Raw genomic sequence first — 21,001 nt, forward strand, 5'->3', positions numbered from 1 at the left:
ATGTACCCGGCGCGCGGAAAGGCGCGCCGGGAAAGAGAGACGATCCCGCCAACTCAACTGAACGTATTAAAATGCCAGTCGCCGGCAGTCGACAGCGTCACGAACGGGCCGGCCAGCGTGCTGTTGTGATGCGCAATGATGTCACTGGCGGATAAATGTGCATTATCCATAGTGGTATGCGCATCTGAAATCAATACCGTCCTGAAACCCAGCTCCGGCGCGGCCCGGCAGGTGGTGTCGACACAAAATTCTGTTTTCATCCCGGCAATGACCAGCTGTTTGATGCCTCTCTGATTAAGTTCACGCAGCAATTCGGTATCCCGAAAACAGCTGGGATAGCGCTTGGTGAAAACAATATCCTGCTCCTTTACGTCCAGCTCGGGTATCAGTTGCGTTAACGGCCCCTTCTCTGAGAAGGGGGAGTCGTCTGGCCCGATATGGCGGGCAAAAAAGACGGATACCTGCGCGTGCCGCGCGTTGGATATTAACATACGGATATTTGCCAGAACGACTTCGGCAGACCAAGGGGAAACCGGACCCCGGAAGAGGCCCTGCTGCATGTCGATAATTAAGAGCGCATTGTCAGATGAAACCATTTTCTTTCTCCATTCCGAGGGTGGTGAACGGAGAGATATTTCCCCGTCCAGGCTGGCGGGGAGTGAGGTTCTGTTTGTCAGTCGTTCGCTACAGATACGCCCACGCCGCCGAAGGTGTCGGTGGTGGTGAGGGTGGCTGTTGACTGAACTGACTTAACCATGTAGTGACCTTTGTTTATTTCGCTGTTAGCGCAGCTATCGCATCCAGTTATAGCGCTGATGAGCGATTCTCTTCAATACACTAACATCAGTAGGTGCAACGTTAGCGTTGCGCCTGGTTATATGAAGTTCACTGGCTGATATTATTTAATATTGCCGAGGCCTTGCACGAACGCCTCAACCTGCTCAGGCGTCGCCGTGTCTGCCTGGTAAAGGACATCGAGCGTAACGTTCTTCAGCCCGCAGAAGCCAAACACACCTTCGATAATCTGCGTCTGAATCGCCGTCGAATAGCCGTGTTTGTCGAATCCACTGAGATCGCTGCCGCCGGTGGCAATCAGGCGGACGGGAACATCCCGTAAGTTGCCCACAATCCGGCCGTCGTCGGCTACCTTATACGCCCAGTTCAGGGTTAACACGCGATCGAACCAGCCTTTCAACAGCGCGGGAACCGACCACCAGTACACCGGGAAGACAAACACCAGCATATCCGCGCGCTCGACGCGCTGCTGCTCGCGCAAAATATCGTCGGGCAGGGCGCTCGGATCGCCGTGATACAACTCGAGATCGGCGCGGGTCATCGCCGCGTTAAACCCTTCAGCATGCAGATCGGCGATCTCAACCTGCGTACCTTGCTCGCGTAATTTCCCGGCAATATGGGCTGCCAGCGAATGGGATAACGAATTGTCGACAGGGTGAGCCGTCACGATCAGTGCGTTATTAATGGCATGTGTAGCAGACATAGCGACCTCGAATGGGTGAGAATTGACTTCTATATTACTATTGGTAACTTAGGTGTCAATCCGCCCCGAGCGATCATTTTGTGCTATTCACGTAGGTCTCCAGCACGCCGGTCATGGCGCCGCTGAGTGTATCTTCCGCCACGTTCCGGGCGAGCACGCCGTTACCTGCGGCAGTGCTGAGCGCGTCCGCCGCGCCGATGATTGCCGTCAGTACCGCTTCTCCCTGAACGCCTTTCAGCGCGACGAACGGGGAAAGCGCGGTCCGCAGACAGTCGGCACATTCGGCCACGCATGCCTCACGAAACGTCTGCAACGCGTGGGATCCGGAGAGCGCGGCAGCGATTGGCCCGGTTTCAGGCCCGGCACTTATGGCGCAGTCGATATAGGCGGCGCTGAAAAAGCGGATCGTCTTTTCCAGCGTTTTGCTGTCGACCGCCAGCGTCTCGCGGAATTTCGCCAGCTGCCGGTCGCTGTAATCCTGGTACAGCGCCATCAGCAGCCCTTCACGATCGCCGAAGTGGTCGTAGGGGATAGGCTTGGTCACGTTGGCCCGCTCGGCCAGGTAGCCAAGCGTCAGCGCCTCCGTGCCTTGCTGACGAACAATTCCGCGCGCAACCTCCAGCAGCTGCACGCGGCGGTCCTCTTTTCTTAAGCGCTTAACAACCATGCTTTCCTCAAAACTGTTATCTACTCATGGTAGTTTACACGCTTTCTGCGGTGCGCTGCACGCGTTGTTCCGCAGGGCGGATCCGGAACCAGATCGCATACAACGCGGGCAGGAAGACAAGGGTGACGATCGTCCCGCCCAGCGTTCCGCCGATCAGCGTGTAGGCCAGCGTGCCCCAGAACACTGAGTGCGTCAGGGGAATGAACGCCAGCACGGCGGCCATGGCGGTCAGCAGGACCGGGCGCGCGCGCTGGACCGTTGCTTCAATCACCGCCTGGAACGGCTCGAGCCCCTCCTTCTGGTTATGATCGATTTGCCCGATCAGGATCAGCGTATTGCGCATAAGAATCCCGGAAAGGGCGATCAAACCGACCAGCGCGTTGATGCCAAACGGCTGATTGAAAATCAACAGCACGGGCACCACGCCAATCAGCCCCAGCGGCGCGGTTAGGAACACCATTACCATCGCCGAGATTGAGCGCACCTGCAAAATGATGATCAGCAGCGTCAGGGCAATCATGATCGGGAACAGCGGCAACATGGCCTGCGTGGCTTTACCTGATTCCTCAATCGAACCCGCCATGTCGATACGGTATCCGGCCGGCAGCGCATCAACAATCGGCTGGAGCTGCTTCATGATGGCGACCGACACATCCGGTGGCTGAAGATGGTTAGCGATATCGCCCCGAACGGTTATCGTCGGCGTGCGATCGCGACGACGCAGGATCGGATCTTCCATGCCGACCTCAATCTTGCCGATTTGAGACAGCGGAACGCGCTGTCCCGCATTGCCGACAAGCGTGAAACCCTCGATTTTTTCCGGGTCAAGACGGATATCGCCCGCCGCGCGGCCAATCACCTCTACCGAGCGAATATCTTCCCGCACGGAGGTGACGGGCACGCCAGAGAGCAGGAACTGAAGCTGCTCGGCAACGGCACTGGAGGTTAATCCGGTCGCCTGCAGGCGGTTTTGATCGAGGGTGAAATGCAGGACGGGAACGCGTGACCCCCAGTCGGTGTTGACGGTTCTCATCAACGGGCTTGCCTGAAGCACGGCTTTCACCTTATCAGCGATGTCATGCACCTGTTCGACATCCGGACCCGACACGCGCCAGGCAACCGGGAAGGGCGAGTAAGGGCCAAACACCAGCTGCGTCACACGCACGCGCGCTTCGGGCGCAAGGCCGTTGGCGACAGCGTCTCTCAGCCGGAGCTTGAGCGCCTCGCGTGACGTCTCGCTGTCCGTCAGGATCACGATTTTCGCAAAAGACGGGTCGGGCAGTTCAGGCGCCATCGCCAGATAAAAGCGGGGTGAACCCTGACCAATATATGCGGTAACGATTTTGGCTTCCGGCTGCTGGCCCAGCCACGCTTCTATTTTGGCCGCTGCGGCGCTGGTTTGCGCTATCGAGGTACCGTAGGGCATCTGCACCTCAACCAGAACTTCCGGGCGGTCGGAGGTCGGGAAAAATTGTTTTTTTACCAGACCCATGCCGAGCACGGCCAGGATGAAAATGGCGACCACCGACCCGGCCACCCGCCATTTTCTGGCGATAACGCGGGCAAGCAGCTGGCGAAAACGGTTATAGCGAGGCGTGTTGTAGATGGCGGCATGACCCCCTTCTACTTTGGGGATCGCCGGCAGGATCTTCACCCCAAGATAGGGCGTGAACACCACCGCAACAAACCACGAGACAATCAGGGCCAGGCCGACAATCCAGAACATATTGCTGGTGTATTCCCCGGCGGTGGACTGGGCAAAACCATTCGGCATAAAGCCAATGGCCGTCACCAGGGTTCCTGCCAGCATGGGCGCGGCGGTATGGCTCCAGGCGAAGGCCGAGGCTTTGATTCTGTCGTAACCTTCCTCCATTTTAACCACCATCATTTCGATGGCGATAATGGCATCATCAACCAGCAGGCCGAGGGCGAGGATCAGGGAGCCCAGCGTCACGCGGTCAAAGTTTATTCCCGCGGCTTCCATCACCACGAAAACGACCGCCAGCGTCAGCGGGACCGCCGCCGCAACCACCACCCCCACGCGCCAGCCCATGCTGACAAAACACACCACCATGACCACAAGCAGGGCGACGAAGAATTTAATCATGAACTCATCGACCGACAAGCGAATATTCACGGACTGGTCGGTAACTTTGGTCAGGGACATGCCCAGCGGCAGGCTATCATTTATTTTCGCCGTTTCCGCATCCAGCGCTTTACCCAGCGCCAGACCGTTCCAGCCTTCACGCATCACGATGCCCAGCAGAAGGGCGGGCTCACGCTGATTGCGTATCAGCATCGTCGGGGGATCTTCGTAGCCTCGCTCAACCGTCGCCACATCGGACAGCTTGAGCGTTTTGCCCTGAGCAATAAAAGGCGTATCGCGGATTTTCTGCAGTTCATCGAACGCGCCGTCCAGGCGGATAAAAATCTGCGCGCCTCGGGTCTCAATGGAACCCGCCGCGGCTAGCGCGTTCTGGCTGTTGAGTGCGTTGAAAATATCCTGGGGCGAGAGTCCTATCGTCGCCAGACGGTCATGGGAGAAGGAGATATAAATCCGCTCGGCCTGTTCGCCGATAATGTTCACTTTCTTCACGCCGGGAACGTGCAGAAGCTGCTGGCGCATGCCTTCGGCATCGCGTACCAGCTGCCGCTGCGGTTCGCCTTTTGCTTTCAGGGCAAAGAGAGCAAAGGTGACATCCGAGAATTCGTCATTGATCATCGGGCCGATGACGCCCGCCGGAAGACGCTGCGATTCATCGCCAAGCTTCTTACGCGCCTGATAGAACTCCTCCTGCACTTCGGCAGGCGGGGTCTTGTCCTGCAATGACAACGTAATAAACGCCATGCCGGGACGGGTATAGGTTTCGGTACGGTCATACCATTTGAGTTCCTGCAGGCGCTTCTCCAGCGGTTCGGCGACCTGATCCTGGATCTCCTGCGCGGTCGCACCCGGCCAGACGGTTATCACCGTCATCTGTTTTACCGTGAAGGGCGGATCTTCCGCGCGCCCGAGCCCAAAGAAGGCGTAAATTCCGGCAATCGTGACCAGAACGATCAGAAACAGCGTGACGGAACGTTCGCGGACGGCCAGCGCTGACAGGTTGAAGCGGCTTCCGCTCATGGTGTGTTCTCCGCGAGGGCGGCATTGCGTTGTTTAGCAAGCCTGACGACCTCACCTTCGTGCAGAAGATGTGCGCCTAACGCAACAATCTTCTCACCGGGCTTCACCCCGCCCGTGACCTGCACCGCATCTTCACCCACGCTCAGCACCTTGACGGGCGTCCATGCGACCTTTGCCGGCTGGGCGGAAATACGCCAGACGCCCGGACCTTTTCCTGCATCATAGAGTGAGGCCAGCGGGACCTGCATGACCTGACCTTCTGCCTTATTGTCCTGAATGTTCAGCGTGACGGTCGCCCCCAGCGGCGCGTTCGCCAGCAGGCCATCCAGCACGTAGCGGGCTTCATACGTGCGGGTCGCGGCATCGGCCGAGTCAGACAGCAGGCGCAGCGTTGCGGTGACCGGGTGTTCTTCATTGCCATACAGCGTGGCCTGCGCTTCGCTGCCGACGGCAGGGCGCAGCGTTTCCGGAAGCTGGACCAGCGCTTCACGCTGTCCCGCTCTGGCGAGCCTGATCGTCACCTGTCCGGCACTGACGACCTGACCCGGCTCGGCGAGCGTCTCCACGACCACGCCGTCTGAATCCGCCAGCAGTACGGCATAGCCCGTGGCGTTTTGCGCCACGCTGGCCTGCGCCCGGGCGGCGCTGAGATCGGCCCTAGCCGTATCGGCCGCCGCTTTGATCTGGTCATACTCCGAGGCAGACACGGCGCCGGACGCCACAAGTCCACGATAGCGCGCCTCATCGCTGGAGGCTTTTCGCGCGCGCGCCTGAGCCGCATCCACCGCGCGCTGCTGCGCCTGAGCCTGTAATTTCAGGTCAACCGGATCCAGGCGCAGCAGGGGCTGGCCCTGTTTGACGGTCTGCCCCGTATCGACCAGTCGCTCAAGGATTTTTCCCTGAACCCTGAAGCCTAAATCGCTTTGCGTTCTTGCGACCACCACGCCCGTGAAGGCGCGGGCGCTAGTGTTCGCTAGCTCGACGGAGGCGGATCTGACAAGCGGTGGCTTTGTGCGCGGATCGTCACTCGCGGAAATATCGCCGCATGCCACCAGGGCAAACGGCAGGAGACAAGCGGCAACGCGGGCTGAAGTGAGCCTGAGCATGGGAAACCTTTTTGACGTAACAGGACGGTATCCGCATTCTCTGACTAGTGACCAAAATTGTCAATGGTCACAAATTAGGGGGCCAGGCTTCTTAAAATCAGTGAAGAGAGAAGCACCGCCGCGGTGGGGGCCATTTCGAGGTTGTACTGCAGCTGAACGGGGTTAATGTAAGGGCACATCACCATGTAGACGGCACTGGTGACCTCATCCAGCGGCGTTTTTCTTTCGAACTCGCCGGCCTGCCTGCCTTCGATAATGATGCTCTCAATCAGCTTCATCAGACTTTCACTGTACTTTTGCGTGGAAGGCCACTGCTCCTGCGCGGCGACGGCGGCGATGTCGTATAGCTTACGGTCGTGGAAAAACAGCTCGCTTCCCGCCTCGGAGAGCGCTTTGAAAAGGCGGCGTAATCTTTCGCTTGCTGACGGCGCATCCTCGATGGCGGAAAGCACCGCCGCCATGATCAGCTCCAGGCGGTTAGCGCAGATCACCTCGCCGATAGCCTGTTTGGAGTCGAAAAACTTATAAATGTAGGACTTTGAAAAACCGATGGATTTAGCCAGTTCGGCGACGGTGGTCTTTTCATAGCCGTAGTGGCCGAAGTGCTCAAAAGCGGCTTCGACGATTTGCTCTCTGACAGCGTGGTCAAGTGGACCACGTGATGACGGGGGATTCATTTTTTTAGTCATTATTTAAGCTTAGCGTGACAGGCTACGATTAACAACGAGTGACCATTTGGTACTTTGGTTACCGCCATTCACCATGAGCCCTTCAGACGGGACGATCAACCAGGTGGGGTAAGTGTATCACTGTTTTTCGTGCACTATGGCATCTATCTGTCTGCGATAAGCGAGGATTTCAGCGCAACTCCCTTGCGCTGAACAGAGCCGTTTTTGCTTAAGCCGAGCGCGGGCGCAATATCTTTTCAACGATAAGTACCAGTCGCCTGCGCGTCACGAACCGGTGTAGCTGCCCCAGAAGCCAGTTACCGCATCCGGTAATCAGGTAGCTGCGGTTACTCTCCACGGCCTTCAACGCCAGGGTGACCACCTTGTCAGCGGGCATTCTTCTCCCTACCGAGGCTTCCTCAGCATTCACCACATCAAAAAAGGCCGTATCCGTTGCGCCGGGGCAAAGCGCCAGGACGCGGATACCCTTTGAGCGATATTCTCCCCACAGCGCGTTAGAAAACGAGAGCAGGAAAGCTTTGGTCGCGCCATAAATCGCCATATAGGGATCCGGTTGCATCGCGGCCGTTGAGGCAACGTTAATCATCACCCCGGAGCCTTTCTGGAGCATTCCCGGCAGCAAGGCGTGCGTCAGCGCCACGGGGGCCAGGCAGTTCACGTTTATCTCATCACGCTGCCTGTCGATTGACAGCTTTTCGAATGGCCCGTAGGTGGCAAACCCGGCGCAATTAATCAGAATGTCGGGGACGCGTCTTAAGGTTTCAAGCCGTTCCACAATGTGGGGAATGGCTTCCGGCTTCACTAAATCCTGCACGATAATCGTGATGGAGACGCCGTGCTTTTTGACCAACTCTGCGGCAAGCGCCTGCAGCTTTGGCTCGGAGCGGGCGACCAGGATCAAGGCCGTGCCGCGAGCGGCGAGCTGCCGGGCAAAATCACGGCCTATGCCCGACGACGCTCCGGTAATCAGCGCTGTTTTACCTGTATAATCAAAAGAATTCATATCTTTAATCCCGTTTCCCTGATGTATGCTGCACAGGATAAACCGTGCACTTAGGTACACGGTCAAGCGTGATTTTTACAAGGTGAGGGCGACGCGATGCGAATTGGTGAACTGTGTGCGAAAACGGGATTGTCGAAAGAGACGGTGCGTTACTATGAGCGACAGGGGCTGTTAGAGAATATCCCGCAGCCCAATCGCAGCAATAACTATAAAGTCTATTCCGCCGTCGATTTACAGCGTTTAAACATGATCAGGCATGCCAAAATGCTGGGCTTTACCTTAGCCGAAATTGCAGAGGTTTTAGCTGTCTGGGTTGACGACAACTTTACCGCTGAGCAAAAACAGGCTTCACTGCGCCGCAAGCTGCAGCAGCTTGAAGAGAAAGAAGCGGCGTTAATTGAACTCAGAGCCAGGTTGAAAAACGCTCTTAATAAGGTCGGCCAGCCTTGCGTCGACACGTTTTGAGCGCCGGGTGAGAGGAGGCCGCAAAACTGATGCGGCCTTATCTGTCAGGCAGCCAGTTCAGGCATCTGTTCCTTAACGAAATTCAACACTTTCTTCGCGTCCAGTGACGCATAGGGCAGGCTCTCAATAATGGCGATTGAGCGCGTATTACCCACCGTTTCTTTTATCTCATTGAGTTTGTACTGAATGTGCGGCGCGACGAGGAAACCATCGAAAGCGGGAGCGACACTGGCGAAGTTATCCAGCCCAACAGCGCTAATCATCAGCGGATAGCCTTCGCGTTCTGCCAGAGACTGCATCTTTTTGGCGAGAGAGTTTGCGGTATTACCAAACAAACAACAGATCAGAAGCTTTTTCATATTTTTTACCTCCTGAAAACCGCACACAGAGTAGTCCTGAGGTTGTCAGCGAAATGCGCGCTACCTCTGATTTTGGTGACAAAATAATTATTGCCGCCTGAGGCCTCTTATTTTGATGTTTTTCTGATATCTCATGTCGGGATCAGGCCATTTCTTTCCACTGATAAAATTTCTTCGAGGCAAGAGAGAGCATGTCTAAATCTTCCTTCGTATCGCCATAGGCATAGATGACGTTGTAGGAAGATAAATTATAATGATCAGTTATCTTCGTTTTTTTTAGGCGAGCGCTGCAGTCACCCTCTTTGTATTCTCCGGTTGCTTTTCCACCTGCAAATGCGACTTCACTGCACAAGAGTTCAAGCCCATTCTGCTCGCACCAGGGTTTAAGGTATAAATCAAGCGAGGCTGAAACCACCACCACCGTATCCCCCTGAGACTTATGCCAGCTGATTTTCTTCATGGCATTCTCCCGCAACAGGGCAGGAATTTCTGTTTTACTGTAGAAAAGCCCGGCGTTTTTTAATTCAGCTTCAGATTTGCCTGCTAACGCTATTCTTACCACTTTTTTTCGTAAAAACGATCCCGATAACGCGCCCACTTTATAGGCGAGGATGTAGGGAAGAAGGCGCAGCTTTCCGCGCCGTAGCGTTTTTTCATCAACGGAACGATAAATAAACGGGGTGAAGGTGTCGGAAAACGTTATCGTTCCATCGAAATCGAAAAAAGCAATATTTGCAGTCATAAGCCGTTTGGACGGGATAATGAATTGTATAGGGCGAGTGTATCACTGTTTATTGCGTTAATGTTTTTTTAGCCAGTCGAGAAAAAACTGGCTAAAAGCCGTGACCTGAAGCGGCTGCAGTTTGCGCTGCGGGTAAACAAACTGCAGCCCGACATCTTTGCGATCGTATCGGCTAAAGCCAGTGAAGCTGTCGGCAAACAGCACCGTGAGCCTTCCGGTGTCAACATCGTCTTTGACGTCCCACCACGATTTCCCCGCGATGCCAGCTCCGCTGAGTGCCCACTGACGAAGCAAAGCCCCGTCGTCGCACACCATGGCAGGCTCTACGCGAACGACGCTTTCCTCGCCATCTTTTTCAAAGCGCCATTCGTTCATCACCACGCCCTGAGACTCAAGCACCAGGCACCGGTGCTGAGCTAAATCGGCAAACGTGGCGGGGATGCCGCGTTCGTTAAGATACTCCCCGGAGGCGACCAGCACCCGATGGTTCGGACGGATGTTTCTGACGACTAGGCTGCTGTCCGGCAGGTTGCCAAAACGCACGCTCATATCCAGCCGGTTAGCGACCAGGTCCTCAACGTGTTCTCTTAGCGAGATGAAAAATTTAACGTCGGGATGGCGTCGGGAGAATTCCACGACGGCGGGGCTAAGATACTGTCTGCCAAAGTCCGAGGGCGCAGAAAGGCGAATGTTGCCGCCGAGCACGCCTTCCTTTTGCGTCAGTAACGACTCTGCGTGATGCACTTCTTCCAGCACGCGCAGCGCGGCATGGTAAAACTCTTCCCCGGCGCGGGTCAGCGTGATCGATCGCGTTGAGCGGTGAAACAGGCGCGTCTGGTAACGCTCCTCAATCGCCTTCAGCCTGGCCGTCATGGTGGCGGGAGAAAGCGACAGGCGTCGCCCGGCGGCAGAAAGACCGCCGGCCTCGGCAACTTCCACCAGTAACGCCATGTCTTCGAGTTTACCCATTATTCATATTTTCCGAAAAGTGCATCTACTTTTAGCGTAATTATCAAAATCAGATGCCGACTGTAAAGTGATTTCATCCAAACCATAAGGGATGAAAACATGCAACGTATCTCACTTTTTGAACGCTACAGGCTGGGTCAGCAGGACCTGAAAAACCGTATCGTCATGGCGCCGATGACCCGCGCGCGCTCCCTGCAGCCGGGAAATATTCCCTCGGCGTTGATGGCGGAGTATTACCGGCAGCGGGCCAGCGCCGGATTAATTATCACGGAAGCCACCCAGATTTCGCCCCAGGGCCAGGGATACTCATGGACGCCCGGCATCCATTCGCCTGAGCAGGTTTCAGGATGGCAACTCACGACGGGCGCCGTGCATCAGGCGGGCGGGGTGATTTTTTCGCAGCTCTGGCACGTCGGGCGAATGTCGCACGCCAGTTTTCATCAGGATGGTCAGCCCGTCGCCCCATCAGCACTGGCGCCGGACGCGCAGGTGTGGGTGGTGAATGAGCGGGACGAAGGCCAAATGGTTGACTGCCCGCAGCCGAGAACCCTCTCGCGCAAGGACATTCACAGCATCATCGCGGACTATCGTCAGGCGGCACTGAATGCCGTTCAGGCCGGGTTTGACGGCGTGGAGGTTCACGGCGGAAACGGCTATCTGATCGACCAGTTTCTGCGTCAAACCTCCAACAAACGTACGGACGAGTACGGCGGCACGCTGGTGAACCGGATCCGCTTTGCTCAGGAAGTGCTAAGCGCCATTGCCGAGGCCATTGGCCGCGAGCGTACGGGCATTCGCCTTTCCCCGTTTATTACCCAGCGCGGGATGAACGATCCGCAGGTGACGGAAGCCATACTCGCTCTCGCGTCCTGGTGTGAACAAAAAGGGATTGCGTTCATCCACCTGGCGGAAGCCGACTGGGACGATGCGCCACAGGTACCTGAACAGTTCCGTCAATCGCTACGCGAGACGTTTAGCGGAACCCTTATCGTCGCGGGGAACTATGACCTTGAAAAAGCGGAAAAGATCCTTGCTGCCAGCTATGCCGATTTGATTGCCTTCGGACGGCCGTTTATTGCCAACCCGGATTTACCCCACCGGCTGGCGCACCAGCTGCCTCTGGCCCAGGTGCGCGACCCCGCCACGCTGTTTGGCGGCACCGCTACGGGATATACCGATTACCCCATTTACACCCTGCAGGAGGAAACGTTATGACCCGTAAAACCTTAATTATCGGCGGTGCTTCCGGCATCGGGTCGACATATTTACGCCCCGCTCTAGCGGCGCTTGTTTTTATTGGTCTGACGGGCACCGCGTATTCGGCACAGGCAGAATGGGTAAAGCCGAAACAGCTTATAGTGGACAACAGCCTGCCGCAGGCGAAATTAAAGGCGAATGAAGCTGTCGCCAGAGAATATGCTTCATTCTGGAACACGGGTAATGAAACCCTGGCGCGTAATGCCCTGGCGGGAAACTTTATTGATAAAACGCCTCCGGAGGGGCGCAAGCAGGGGCCGGAAGGCGCTATTTTAGCTTCCCGTGCGTTTCGTGCGGCCGTGCCTGATTTGCACTGTGACGTTGAGCAAATGATTATTTCAGGCGATCGCGTGGTTTCACATTTACATTTTCACGGCACATTCACCGGGACATTTGGAAAGCTGAAAGGAAAGGGGCAGAAAATAGATTTTATCGCCACCGATATTTATGAGATCGCTGACGGTGAGATTGTGGCTAACTGGCATATTGAGGACAACCTGACGCTGATGAAACAGGTGGGCGCCCTGTAAATTCATCACTCCGGGGCGGCCCGGAGTGATGCGAAAATCCTATAAGCCAAGATCGCTCAGCGAAGGGTGATCGTCCGGGCGTCTGCCCAGCGGCCAGTGGAACAGCCGCTCTGAGGCTTTTATCGGCATATCGTTTACGCAGGCAAAGCGGCGCTTCATCAGTCCGTCCGGCTCAAACTCCCAGTTTTCATTGCCGTAAGAGCGGAACCAGTTGCCGGAATCATCATGCCATTCATAGGCATAGCGCACCGCGATCCGGTTCTCCGTAAACGCCCAAAGCTCTTTAATCAGACGATAGTCCAGCTCTTTTTTCCATTTCCGCTCCAGAAACGCCTGCGCCTCTTCACGGTTGGTGGCGAACTCTGCGCGGTTGCGCCACTGGGTATCCAGCGTATAGGCCAGCGCGACTTTCGCCGGGTCGCGGCTGTTCCAGCCATCTTCTGCCAGTCTGACTTTTTCGATAGCGCTTTCACGGGTGAAGGGCGGTAAAGGAGGACGTGTGTTCATTGCGATTACCTCTGTGTGATATGATGTAGACAGATCTGTCTACTTGCGGTAATCTATGCCTATAAAATAACGCTGTCAACATTCTTTTTGAGGCTACCAAAAAGTGAAAACCGAACCCGCAGTCCACGATACTAAAATCAGCGTCAGAGATAAGATATTACTCACAGCGCACGATCTGTTTTATTCCACGGGCTTCAGGGCGACGGGGGTGGATACGCTGATTAAAGCGTCTAAAGTGACCAAGGTGACTTTCTATCGGTATTTCCCGAGTAAGAGCTTGCTTATTCTGGCCTATTTGCACTATCGGCATGAAATATGGATTAACTGGTTTGAGGCCACGCTGCGTCGACATCTCGATGAAGGCGAAATACCTGCTGATGCGATATCTGCAACGCTTCACGAATGGTTTATTTCGCCCGAGTTCCACGGTTGCGCATTTATTAATGCCAGCGCAGAGGCAAAATCGGAAGATATTGAAAGTGAAATAAAAGAGATATGCCGCAGTCATAAATCAGAGACAAAGAAAATTATTGCCTTGCTGACGAAGAATTCTGATGAGCGCGTCGTCAATGAAATCATGCTGCTCATTGACGGCGCAATTATTCATGCACAGATGGGCATGGATACGGATGATGTCGTCACTTCTTTGAAGAGGGCATTAGCCGCAGCGTTATTAGTGGGTAAATAATGTTTACACCTGCGACGACTGACAAGCGTCCGCAACACAACAACACTTAGCGTTGAATAACCTTCACACCGGGAATGAGCAAATGGCCTATAACCGTACTTTCGCCCTCGATATAAGCTGGAAAACGCTGCTGAAAGACGCGGGGCTTGAGCCAGAACGCATTCTCCGCAGGGCAGGATTACCTGACGATCTCTTTTTGCAAAAAACGCGCGGACTCGATACGGATGAATACATCCGCTTCTGGAACGCGCTGGAGGCAGAAACGAACGATCCCGCCTTTCCCGTACCACTTATTGAATCGATCTCTGCGGATATATTCGATCCGCCACTTTTTGCCGCACTGTGTAGTAGCAATATGATGCAGGCTGTCCAGCGTCTGGCCAGATATAAACAGCTTATTGCTCCCATGGTTCTGGAGACAACGGTCGACCAAAACGGCAACCTTACCGTTTCACCGCGCTGGCTTTTTGCGACAGCTCTCCCGCCGTTTCTGCAGGTGGCAGAGCTGGGCTTCCTGCTCAAGCTTCTGCGGCTGGGGACCCGCGAACCGGTTAATCCCTTACGAATCTGCGTTTCTGCGCTACCGTCAGCGGTTCAGAACAGCCACTTTTCGCGTTTCTTTGGTACTGACGTGCAAAACGGAGAACATCCTGCCATCAGCTTTTCCGCAGCCGAAGCGCTTCGGCCATTTTTAACGGTAAATGATGGGATGTGGCAGGTATTTGAACCAGAACTGCAGCGTCGTCTCGGTCAGTTAAATGAACAGGCTTCAACCGCCGAGCGCGTTCGTGCGGTACTCCTGGAACTTATTCCCGGTAACGAAGCGACAATTGAAAAAGCGGCGGAGCGTCTGGGAATGAGCAAACGCACGCTGCAGCGCAGGCTTGAGCAGGAAGGGGATAATTTCCGCAATCTTGTCAACGGGTGTCGTGAACACCTGGCCCGTCATTATCTTCGCAATACGCGTCTTTCCGGGTATGAGATCGCATTTTTGTTGGGTTTCGAAGATCCTAATTCATTCTATCGCGCATTTATGACCTGGACGGGCCAGACTCCTGAAGCGGCCAGAACAGCCATGCGCCTTGAATAAATCCGGGCATAATTACCGCTATAATGACGCAGTTTGCGAGTCATATGGCGCGATACGCTAGTTAACGTTGGGCCGAGGGAGGGCAAACTAACGACAGTCTACTCACCGAGGTAATTATGTTTACTCAGGACAAGAAAACCGCGCTGGTCACCGGTGCATCGTCAGGTATGGGCAAAGTCATCGCCCGTCGTCTTATTCAGGATGGCTATCAGGTTTATGCCGCTGCCCGTAGCGTTGAGAAAATGAACGATCTCGCCCAGCTTGGCGCGCGCCCTCTGCGGATGGATATCTCACGTGATGAAGACATTTTGGCTGCAGTGGATACCATAGTGTCTCAGACGGGTGGGGTTGACGTACTGGTCAACAATGCGGGTTTTGGGCTTTATGGACCGGTAGAAGAGATCGGTATTGATGAAGCTCGCTATCAGTTTGAGGTTAACGTGTTTGGCGCAGCCCGCCTTACGCAGCTGCTGATCCCGGCCATGCGCGCCAGACGCAGTGGTTACATTATTAACATCACTTCTATAGGAGGGAAAATTTACACCCCTCTGGGAGCCTGGTACCACGCAACGAAACATGCGCTTGAAGGATGGTCTGACTGTCTGCGTCTTGAAGTGGCTGAATTTGGCATTAAGGTTGTGATTGTTGAACCGGGTTTAATCGAGACAGGCTTTGGTGATGTGGTCAGCGGCAATTTTGTCAAACGTTCAGCAAGTGGCCCTTATGGTCATCTGGTAGCGAACGTGGCTAACTCGGTCAAAAATGCTTATGGAAATGGCAGAGGCAGCGACCCGAAGGTGATTGCGGACGTGGTTGCCCGCGCGGTTAAAAGCCCGCATCCGCGTACACGCTATGCAGCCGGCAAGTATGCCAGGATGCTCATCGGCATGCGCGTCTGGTTGGGTGACCGTCTGTTCGATCGCATTATTCTTAGCCAGACCCGATGACCTGAGCGCCGAGGATTAAAAAACCTCGGCGCCGCATGTGCCGCTACACAGCGCTGTAAACCCCCGCGCCCCAGTAACCCTTGCCCTGACGAGTCTGTTCTTTCCAGCCTGATGCGATCAGTTCTTTTGCAATAAACCGATTGATGATCCCATGCCCCATGAGCAAGACGGGGCCATCGGAGTCCTTAGCCGCCGTCACGAGGATCTCAGCCGCCTTAGCGGCACGTTTTTTTGCGACGCTTACGCACTCTGCTTCGCCAGACAGGCCGCAGAGCCAAAGAACGCGAAACAGCGCCGCCCAGTAAAAAGGCGACAACCGTAACCCTGGGATACGAAATACCGGCAGTTCCGCTTCCCGAAAAACCTCATCAATTAAACCCGGTTCACACCCCAGCGTTTTCAACGATGAAAGGGCTCGCGGGAGAGGGCTGCTGAGAAACGTGAGCGCGCGGTACGCGAGGATTTGAGCTATCTCCGAAGGTCTGTCGCTGCCCGTTGAAGAGCGGTTATAGCTGTCGATCCACTCAAACATTTGCCTGTACGATACTTTTGGCTCACCCCTGTGCTGAGGTTCTCCATGCCGCATCAAAATAATTTCCATATGTTTTTATCACCCATCATCCCTTCATCAGCGGCAGAGTAGCGCGATCGGATGAGGTTTTTCACCCACCCTTTTTAGTGTGTCTGAACCTGGAGCGTACTTAGCAGACCTATCAGTCTGTAAAATATTTTCATGCGCGCGTATTCTGTGAGAAAGCGATGAGCATAACCATTTAGGGTAAAGGTAACGAAAAAATGAGAACTCAGAAAAGATGCCTGGGCTGTGTGGCTATTGTGGTTGATGACTACGATCGTGCCATTAAATACTACACGGACAAGCTGGGTTTTACCCTCGTTGAAGATACGCCTCAGCCCGGTAAACGCTGGGTGGTCGTCTCACCCAACCCGGAAAGCGACTGCAATATTTTGCTGGCTCGTGCGTCTAACGAGAGGCAGGAAAGCTTTATCGGCAATCAATGCGGCGGCAGAGTTTTCCTCTTCCTTCAGACGGATGATTTTTGGCGCGATTACCGTGCCATGAAAGACAAAGGCGTTCATTTCTGCGAAGAACCTCGTGAGGAAGAGTACGGTACGGTGGTGGTATTTGAAGATATTTACGGCAACCGCTGGGATCTCTATCAAAATGCCCAGCGCGGGTGATTACCAGGGATACTTTTCATGACTCTTCGAATTCGACAGGCCACCGTGGCCGATGCAGCGCTTTTAAGCGAGTTGGGATACCGAATCTACCCCGCCCATTTTCAGCATTTGTGGGTGTCAGAGGCAGAGATGAAGGATTTTCTGCATGGCGATTACGCGCTTTCCGTACTTGAACAGAGCCTGAAAGATAACGCTGTTTCCTGGTATGTTGCCGAGACCGATCGGCCCGTGGGATTCATGAAAGTGACCTGGGAGGCCATGATTCCAGAAACGGATAAGCAGGGCGTGCTCCTCAACAAGCTCTATCTTGATCCCACCGAGACCGGCAAGAACTTCGGTCAGGTGATGTTCAACAGCATCACCGACATGGCCCGGAGCAGGGGGAAGGAGTATCTCTGGCTGGAAGTGCTGGAGCAGAACGCGGGAGCGTACCGGTTCTACCAGAAGCAGGGCATGCTCTGCGTTAAGAACGTCCTTTTCGAAACCGCTTCACAGCAGAGCATAATCAGGATTATGGGGATGTCTCTTTAGGGCGACTCTCGTCCCGCTGTGCCAGCGATAGCGCGCTGGCGCTGGCGGGGTCGAACAATGAGAGGCTCTCGATCTGATTGAGTAAAATCACCTTCCGGAATGACATGGCGCTTCGGGGTTCGGAGTCGAGCGTGATGTCATGTTCCGCATACCACCTGCTGTAGTTATTCTCAATGCGAAAGTTCATCGTCTTCGCGTCTCTGTACCCGCTTAACATCGGGATCAGCACGATATTGGCCGTTTTTTCATATTCCAGCGTCGCGGTGTGGATCATACCGACGTAAATCCGCCTGGACCGGAGCGTGACCTGCGCCAGTTCGCCTTGCTCCATACACTGGTAAAGAAGTTGTTCAATACCGCTCGACTGCGCCAGACGCTTGTAGAGCTTTTTCCGGCTTTCGCCGTCCAGCCTGGCGCTGCCCGCCCAGTTAGAGCGGTAGAGGCAAAACAGGATGGCAAACGCCAGCATCACGACCACCGGCGCCTGAATGCCTAAAAAGCTCCAGTTCATAAAGTCGATTTGCCAGTCGGTATATTTCGGTGAGGCAAAGTGAAAAGCGTTATTGGCGGCGGAAAGGGCGAGCAGGAGCAGCCAGAGCAGACCGGTGGCAATCACGCCCTGCAGAACGAAAATACAGCCGTACAGCGCCACAAGAAAATAGACGTCCCAGCCAAATGAGCGCTTGATTTTAAAGCGGGTCGACAGGTCGCGGCTGGTGTACCAGTAACCGCATACCATCAGCACCATAAATATCGCCGTTCCCATATCAGGCCCTCTTCAGCGTGTCGACGTGACGCAGAAAATCCTGCCGCACTTCGTTGCTTTTGTAGTTCACCGAGGCGTTCCCGTCCTGGTCGATGATGATGCGATCGCCATCTTCGACGGCTTCAATGATTTCCTGCTGGCTCATCACCTGCAGTAAGGATTCCGGGCTGGAGAAAAGGGAGAGAAAGAAACGTTTCACGAGGGCATCCTTATGAATAAAAAGGATAAGCCTGGAAGAAGACCGGCGCGTTTGCCTTAAGGATATCCTGAAAGTTAAAGCCGGGTGGCGGCTGCGCCTTACCCGGCCTACAAAACCTACTCTTTTGTCTATCTTTAAGTTATTGATGTATATATAAAATAAAAAATAAATCACCACAAACTTGGACAAATAACGTTAATTGTGTAAGTTTTAATTATGCGATTACGCCACGTTGTTTACAGCCAGGATGTGACCCATGAGCACTTTGCCCTCTGTCGTGAGTCGGTTTGTTGAGTACTACGCCGCACTGGATAGCCAGCCGCCGTCCGCGCTGGTGGGGCTTTACCATTCGAATGCCACGCTTATCGATCCGTTTGGCGAGCATGACGGGATTTTCGCGCTTCAGCGCTATTTCACCCATCTGCTGGCCAACGTCGAGCATTGCCGTTTTACCATTGATTCGCCGCTGTGCAGCGGAAGCCGGTTTGTTGTCACCTGGGTGATGCACTGGTCGCACCCGCGCATCGCCGGGGGAGAGCCGCTCGAACTGCCGGGGTGTTCAGTGGTGCAGACCGAAAACGATCTCATCACGCACCAGCGCGACTATTACGATGCGGGAGAGATGATCTACGAACACCTTCCTCTGCTGGGCTGGGCGGTACGCGGCGTGAAGCGGAGGGTCAAATCATGAAGACGGTGCTGATTACCGGGGCAAGTTCGGGCATTGGCGCCGGGCTGGCGAAATCCTTTTCCGCTGACGGCTACCATGTGATTGCCTGCGGGCGCGATCCGGCGCGTCTCGAAGCGCTGCATCAAACCTGCCCCAATCTCACCGTTCGCCTGTTCGATATGACAGACAGGGACGCCTGTCGCCAGGCGCTGACCGGCAGCTATGCCGATCTGATTATTCTCTGCGCCGGGACCTGCGAATACCTCGAGCAGGGCGTGGTGGACGCCGCGCTGGTGGAGCGGGTTATGAACACCAATTTCCTCGGGCCGGTGAACTGCCTTGAGGCGCTACAGCCGCAGCTGGTTGCGGGCAACCGCGTGGTGCTGGTGAGTTCCATGGCCCACTGGCTGCCTTTCCCACGGGCAGAGGCCTACGGCGCGTCCAAAGCGGCCCTGAGCTGGTTTGCCGAAAGCCTGCGACTGGACTGGGAGCCAAAAGGAATTACCGTCACGGTTGTCTCGCCGGGCTTTGTTGATACGCCCCTGACGCGGAAAAACGATTTTGCCATGCCGGGTAGGGTGACCGTCGACGAGGCGGTGAAGGCGATCCGTATCGGGCTGGCGGCTGGGAAAATGCATATCGCATTTCCTGTCGGGTTTGGCTTCATTTTGCGGCTGCTCTCCGGACTGCCTGCGTTTCTTCAGCGCGCGCTGCTGCGCAGGATGGTGCGTTCATGAACATTGCGATTATCGGCAGCGGCATCGCCGGGCTGACCTGCGCCTGGCGCCTGGCCGGACACCATCAGGTGACCCTGTTTGAAGCGGGCGCCACCCCCGGCGGCCATACCGCAACGGTTGACGTGACGACGCCACAGGGCACATACGCGATCGATACCGGGTTTATCGTCTACAACGACCGCACCTATCCGCGCTTTATGGGCCTGCTCAGCGAGCTGGGTATCAGCGGGCAAAAAACGCAGATGAGCTTTTCGGTGCACAATCCCGCGACCGGGCTGGAGTACAACGGACACACCCTGACGTCGCTGTTTGCCCAGCGTCGGAACCTGGTGAATCCAGCATTCTGGCGGCTGCTCGGGGAGATCGTCCGCTTCAATCGTCTGGCGAAACAGGCGCTGGACGGGGAGGTGGACCCGAACGCCACGCTGCAGACGTTTCTGGACCAGCACGGCTTCACGCCGTTTTTCGCGCGCCACTACATTCTGCCGATGGGGGCCGCCATCTGGTCATCGTCGCTGCAGGAGATGAAGCGTTTCCCGCTGCCGCTCTTCCTGCGATTCTTCCACCACCACGGCCTGCTGGATATCACCCAGCGCCCGCAGTGGTATGTGGTGCCGGGCGGCTCGCGGGAGTATATCCGCGCAATGATGGAAAAACTGGGTGACCGCCTGACGCTGCACCTCAACGCGCCGGTGCAGCGAGTGAGCCGCCACGCGCACGGGGTCACGCTTCAGCTTGAAAACGGCAGCCATACCTTCGATCGGGTGATTTTTGCCTGCCACTCCGCCAGCGCGCTGGCGATGCTTGATGACCCGACGCCCGCAGAGCGCGAGGTGCTGGGCGATATTGGCTGGCAGCGCAACGAGGTCGTTTTACACAGCGATCCGCGCTGGCTGCCGGTGCGGCAGCGCGCGTGGGCCAGCTGGAACTACCGCCTGAGCGCGCAGGACCAGGCCAGCGCCTGTGTCACCTACAACATGAACATCCTGCAGGGGCTGCCTGCGGGCAGTCCGCTGTTCTGCGTCACCCTGAACCCGGACGCGCCGGTGGACGAACGCTTCGTCTGGCAACGCTTTGTCTATGAACATCCGCTGTTTAACCCGCAAAGCTGGCGGGCGCAGGCGCGGCGCGGCGAGATCAACGGTCATAACCGGAGCTGGTACTGCGGGGCCTGGTGGTACAACGGTTTTCATGAAGATGGCGTGCGCAGCGCGCTGGACGTGGTCAATGCGATAGCGGCCGGAGAGGGGAACTGAG

At 55.6% G+C, this 21,001-nt stretch carries 25 protein-coding genes; 11 read left to right on the top strand and 14 right to left on the bottom strand.

Features of this window, described 5'->3' with window-relative positions:
- Positions 1 to 53: 53 nt before the first annotated feature.
- From L370_RS04965 to L370_RS04935, 7 genes are all read right to left on the bottom strand, one after another.
- Positions 54 to 596, bottom strand: a complete 543-nt coding sequence (locus tag L370_RS04965; protein WP_023335589.1) for a cysteine hydrolase family protein — start codon at positions 594 to 596, stop codon at positions 54 to 56.
- A gap of 302 nt (positions 597 to 898) precedes the next feature.
- A complete protein-coding gene (locus L370_RS04960) occupies positions 899 to 1,498 on the bottom strand; it encodes an NAD(P)H-dependent oxidoreductase (protein ID WP_023335590.1) in 600 nt (199 codons plus the stop codon).
- 73 nt (positions 1,499 to 1,571) lie between these two features.
- The gene (locus tag L370_RS04955; RefSeq protein WP_023335591.1) at positions 1,572 to 2,165 is read right to left on the bottom strand and encodes a TetR/AcrR family transcriptional regulator; all 594 of its coding nucleotides are present in this window, start codon (positions 2,163 to 2,165) and stop codon (positions 1,572 to 1,574) included.
- A gap of 34 nt (positions 2,166 to 2,199) precedes the next feature.
- Positions 2,200 to 5,289: an efflux RND transporter permease subunit gene (locus L370_RS04950; protein ID WP_023335592.1), complete on the bottom strand. Its 3,090-nt coding sequence runs from the start codon at positions 5,287 to 5,289 to the stop codon at positions 2,200 to 2,202.
- Positions 5,286 to 6,395 (bottom strand): efflux RND transporter periplasmic adaptor subunit, encoded by a 1,110-nt coding sequence (locus tag L370_RS04945; protein ID WP_023335593.1) that lies wholly within the window; start codon positions 6,393 to 6,395, stop codon positions 5,286 to 5,288. Before L370_RS04945 ends, L370_RS04950 begins: the two co-directional genes overlap by 4 nt.
- Positions 6,396 to 6,469: 74 nt before the next feature.
- A complete protein-coding gene (locus L370_RS04940; RefSeq protein WP_023335594.1) occupies positions 6,470 to 7,084 on the bottom strand; it encodes a TetR/AcrR family transcriptional regulator in 615 nt (204 codons plus the stop codon).
- A 208-nt stretch (positions 7,085 to 7,292) separates the two neighbouring features.
- A complete protein-coding gene (locus L370_RS04935; RefSeq protein ID WP_023335595.1) occupies positions 7,293 to 8,087 on the bottom strand; it encodes an SDR family NAD(P)-dependent oxidoreductase in 795 nt (264 codons plus the stop codon).
- Positions 8,088 to 8,183: 96 nt separating this feature from the next.
- Here L370_RS04935 and L370_RS04930 point away from each other — a divergent pair, with 96 nt between their 5' ends.
- Positions 8,184 to 8,552: a MerR family transcriptional regulator gene (locus L370_RS04930; RefSeq protein WP_023335596.1), complete on the top strand. Its 369-nt coding sequence runs from the start codon at positions 8,184 to 8,186 to the stop codon at positions 8,550 to 8,552.
- A 44-nt stretch (positions 8,553 to 8,596) separates the two neighbouring features.
- On the opposite strand, the gene L370_RS04925 is transcribed toward L370_RS04930, so the two are convergent.
- The 3 genes from L370_RS04925 to L370_RS04915 all read right to left on the bottom strand — a co-directional run bounded on the left by L370_RS04925 (position 8,597) and on the right by L370_RS04915 (position 10,622).
- The gene (locus tag L370_RS04925) at positions 8,597 to 8,911 is read right to left on the bottom strand and encodes a PTS sugar transporter subunit IIB (RefSeq protein WP_023335597.1); all 315 of its coding nucleotides are present in this window, start codon (positions 8,909 to 8,911) and stop codon (positions 8,597 to 8,599) included.
- Positions 8,912 to 9,053: 142 nt separating this feature from the next.
- Positions 9,054 to 9,653: an HAD-IB family phosphatase gene (locus L370_RS04920; RefSeq protein WP_023335598.1), complete on the bottom strand. Its 600-nt coding sequence runs from the start codon at positions 9,651 to 9,653 to the stop codon at positions 9,054 to 9,056.
- Between the two features lie 57 nt (positions 9,654 to 9,710).
- A complete protein-coding gene (locus L370_RS04915; protein ID WP_023335599.1) occupies positions 9,711 to 10,622 on the bottom strand; it encodes a LysR family transcriptional regulator in 912 nt (303 codons plus the stop codon).
- A 99-nt stretch (positions 10,623 to 10,721) separates the two neighbouring features.
- Here L370_RS04915 and L370_RS04910 point away from each other — a divergent pair, with 99 nt between their 5' ends.
- A complete protein-coding gene (locus L370_RS04910; RefSeq protein WP_023335600.1) occupies positions 10,722 to 11,837 on the top strand; it encodes an alkene reductase in 1,116 nt (371 codons plus the stop codon).
- Positions 11,834 to 12,409, top strand: a complete 576-nt coding sequence (locus L370_RS04905) for an ester cyclase (RefSeq protein ID WP_023335601.1) — start codon at positions 11,834 to 11,836, stop codon at positions 12,407 to 12,409. The genes L370_RS04910 and L370_RS04905 overlap by 4 nt, the downstream gene beginning before the upstream one ends.
- Positions 12,410 to 12,448: 39 nt before the next feature.
- Here the strand turns inward: L370_RS04905 and L370_RS04900 are convergent, their stop codons facing one another.
- On the bottom strand, positions 12,449 to 12,916 hold the full coding sequence (locus L370_RS04900) for a nuclear transport factor 2 family protein (RefSeq protein ID WP_023311608.1): 468 nt from the start codon (positions 12,914 to 12,916) through the stop codon (positions 12,449 to 12,451).
- Between the two features lie 103 nt (positions 12,917 to 13,019).
- On the opposite strand from L370_RS04900, the gene L370_RS04895 reads away from it, so the two are divergent.
- From L370_RS04895 to L370_RS04885, 3 genes are all read left to right on the top strand, one after another.
- Complete coding sequence (locus L370_RS04895; protein WP_023335602.1) at positions 13,020 to 13,604, top strand: TetR/AcrR family transcriptional regulator; 585 nt, start codon at positions 13,020 to 13,022, stop codon at positions 13,602 to 13,604.
- An 82-nt stretch (positions 13,605 to 13,686) separates the two neighbouring features.
- A complete protein-coding gene (locus L370_RS04890) occupies positions 13,687 to 14,694 on the top strand; it encodes an AraC family transcriptional regulator (protein WP_023335603.1) in 1,008 nt (335 codons plus the stop codon).
- Between the two features lie 116 nt (positions 14,695 to 14,810).
- Positions 14,811 to 15,641 carry an oxidoreductase gene (locus tag L370_RS04885; RefSeq protein WP_023335604.1) on the top strand — a complete coding sequence of 277 codons (831 nt, stop codon included), beginning with the start codon at positions 14,811 to 14,813 and terminating at the stop codon, positions 15,639 to 15,641.
- A 43-nt stretch (positions 15,642 to 15,684) separates the two neighbouring features.
- Here the strand turns inward: L370_RS04885 and L370_RS04880 are convergent, their stop codons facing one another.
- The gene (locus L370_RS04880; RefSeq protein ID WP_255344017.1) at positions 15,685 to 16,242 is read right to left on the bottom strand and encodes a histidine phosphatase family protein; all 558 of its coding nucleotides are present in this window, start codon (positions 16,240 to 16,242) and stop codon (positions 15,685 to 15,687) included.
- Positions 16,243 to 16,436: 194 nt separating this feature from the next.
- Here L370_RS04880 and L370_RS04875 point away from each other — a divergent pair, with 194 nt between their 5' ends.
- Together L370_RS04875 and L370_RS0122120 are read left to right on the top strand one after the other, a co-directional pair.
- Complete coding sequence (locus L370_RS04875; protein ID WP_023335606.1) at positions 16,437 to 16,841, top strand: VOC family protein; 405 nt, start codon at positions 16,437 to 16,439, stop codon at positions 16,839 to 16,841.
- A gap of 18 nt (positions 16,842 to 16,859) precedes the next feature.
- The gene (locus L370_RS0122120; protein WP_032666604.1) at positions 16,860 to 17,372 is read left to right on the top strand and encodes a GNAT family N-acetyltransferase; all 513 of its coding nucleotides are present in this window, start codon (positions 16,860 to 16,862) and stop codon (positions 17,370 to 17,372) included.
- Here L370_RS0122120 and L370_RS04870 read toward each other — a convergent pair.
- Entirely contained in the window at positions 17,353 to 18,138 is a 786-nt protein-coding gene (locus L370_RS04870) for a hypothetical protein (protein WP_023335608.1), read from the bottom strand. The two genes, L370_RS0122120 and L370_RS04870, sit on opposite strands and share 20 nt — an antisense overlap.
- Before the next feature lies 1 nt (position 18,139).
- Positions 18,140 to 18,337, bottom strand: a complete 198-nt coding sequence (locus L370_RS04865; RefSeq protein WP_023335609.1) for a hypothetical protein — start codon at positions 18,335 to 18,337, stop codon at positions 18,140 to 18,142.
- 256 nt (positions 18,338 to 18,593) lie between these two features.
- Here L370_RS04865 and L370_RS04860 point away from each other — a divergent pair, with 256 nt between their 5' ends.
- From L370_RS04860 to L370_RS04850, 3 genes are read left to right on the top strand one after another with little or no spacing between them, the layout of a single operon-like run.
- Complete coding sequence (locus L370_RS04860) at positions 18,594 to 19,028, top strand: nuclear transport factor 2 family protein (RefSeq protein WP_023335610.1); 435 nt, start codon at positions 18,594 to 18,596, stop codon at positions 19,026 to 19,028.
- Positions 19,025 to 19,744, top strand: coding sequence for an SDR family NAD(P)-dependent oxidoreductase (locus L370_RS04855; protein ID WP_023335611.1), 720 nt, complete (start codon positions 19,025 to 19,027; stop codon positions 19,742 to 19,744). Before L370_RS04860 ends, L370_RS04855 begins: the two co-directional genes overlap by 4 nt.
- Complete coding sequence (locus L370_RS04850; protein WP_023335612.1) at positions 19,741 to 21,000, top strand: NAD(P)/FAD-dependent oxidoreductase; 1,260 nt, start codon at positions 19,741 to 19,743, stop codon at positions 20,998 to 21,000. Before L370_RS04855 ends, L370_RS04850 begins: the two co-directional genes overlap by 4 nt.
- Position 21,001: the final 1 nt, after the last annotated feature.

Origin of the sequence: Enterobacter sp. MGH 24, from assembly GCF_000493015.1 — a bacterium.
Taxonomy (GTDB): Bacteria; Pseudomonadota; Gammaproteobacteria; order Enterobacterales; family Enterobacteriaceae; genus Enterobacter.

Bases quoted from the DNA above. Each gene is read 5' to 3' on its own strand.
- L370_RS04935 (WP_023335595.1), bottom strand. From the start codon at position 8,087: ATGAATTCTTTTGATTATACAGGTAAAACAGCGCTGATTACCGGAGCG.
- L370_RS04940 (WP_023335594.1), bottom strand. From the start codon at position 7,084: ATGACTAAAAAAATGAATCCCCCGTCATCACGTGGTCCACTTGACCAC.
- L370_RS04945 (WP_023335593.1), bottom strand. From the start codon at position 6,395: ATGCTCAGGCTCACTTCAGCCCGCGTTGCCGCTTGTCTCCTGCCGTTT.
- L370_RS04955 (WP_023335591.1), bottom strand. From the start codon at position 2,165: ATGGTTGTTAAGCGCTTAAGAAAAGAGGACCGCCGCGTGCAGCTGCTG.
- L370_RS04860 (WP_023335610.1), top strand. From the start codon at position 18,594: ATGAGCACTTTGCCCTCTGTCGTGAGTCGGTTTGTTGAGTACTACGCC.
- L370_RS04885 (WP_023335604.1), top strand. From the start codon at position 14,811: ATGTTTACTCAGGACAAGAAAACCGCGCTGGTCACCGGTGCATCGTCA.
- L370_RS04930 (WP_023335596.1), top strand. From the start codon at position 8,184: ATGCGAATTGGTGAACTGTGTGCGAAAACGGGATTGTCGAAAGAGACG.
- L370_RS04950 (WP_023335592.1), bottom strand. From the start codon at position 5,289: ATGAGCGGAAGCCGCTTCAACCTGTCAGCGCTGGCCGTCCGCGAACGT.
- L370_RS04870 (WP_023335608.1), bottom strand. From the start codon at position 18,138: ATGGGAACGGCGATATTTATGGTGCTGATGGTATGCGGTTACTGGTAC.
- L370_RS04875 (WP_023335606.1), top strand. From the start codon at position 16,437: ATGAGAACTCAGAAAAGATGCCTGGGCTGTGTGGCTATTGTGGTTGAT.
- L370_RS04920 (WP_023335598.1), bottom strand. From the start codon at position 9,653: ATGACTGCAAATATTGCTTTTTTCGATTTCGATGGAACGATAACGTTT.
- L370_RS04880 (WP_255344017.1), bottom strand. From the start codon at position 16,242: ATGGAAATTATTTTGATGCGGCATGGAGAACCTCAGCACAGGGGTGAG.
- L370_RS0122120 (WP_032666604.1), top strand. From the start codon at position 16,860: ATGACTCTTCGAATTCGACAGGCCACCGTGGCCGATGCAGCGCTTTTA.
- L370_RS04960 (WP_023335590.1), bottom strand. From the start codon at position 1,498: ATGTCTGCTACACATGCCATTAATAACGCACTGATCGTGACGGCTCAC.
- L370_RS04905 (WP_023335601.1), top strand. From the start codon at position 11,834: ATGACCCGTAAAACCTTAATTATCGGCGGTGCTTCCGGCATCGGGTCG.
- L370_RS04855 (WP_023335611.1), top strand. From the start codon at position 19,025: ATGAAGACGGTGCTGATTACCGGGGCAAGTTCGGGCATTGGCGCCGGG.
- L370_RS04965 (WP_023335589.1), bottom strand. From the start codon at position 596: ATGGTTTCATCTGACAATGCGCTCTTAATTATCGACATGCAGCAGGGC.
- L370_RS04900 (WP_023311608.1), bottom strand. From the start codon at position 12,916: ATGAACACACGTCCTCCTTTACCGCCCTTCACCCGTGAAAGCGCTATC.
- L370_RS04890 (WP_023335603.1), top strand. From the start codon at position 13,687: ATGGCCTATAACCGTACTTTCGCCCTCGATATAAGCTGGAAAACGCTG.
- L370_RS04925 (WP_023335597.1), bottom strand. From the start codon at position 8,911: ATGAAAAAGCTTCTGATCTGTTGTTTGTTTGGTAATACCGCAAACTCT.
- L370_RS04910 (WP_023335600.1), top strand. From the start codon at position 10,722: ATGCAACGTATCTCACTTTTTGAACGCTACAGGCTGGGTCAGCAGGAC.
- L370_RS04850 (WP_023335612.1), top strand. From the start codon at position 19,741: ATGAACATTGCGATTATCGGCAGCGGCATCGCCGGGCTGACCTGCGCC.
- L370_RS04915 (WP_023335599.1), bottom strand. From the start codon at position 10,622: ATGGGTAAACTCGAAGACATGGCGTTACTGGTGGAAGTTGCCGAGGCC.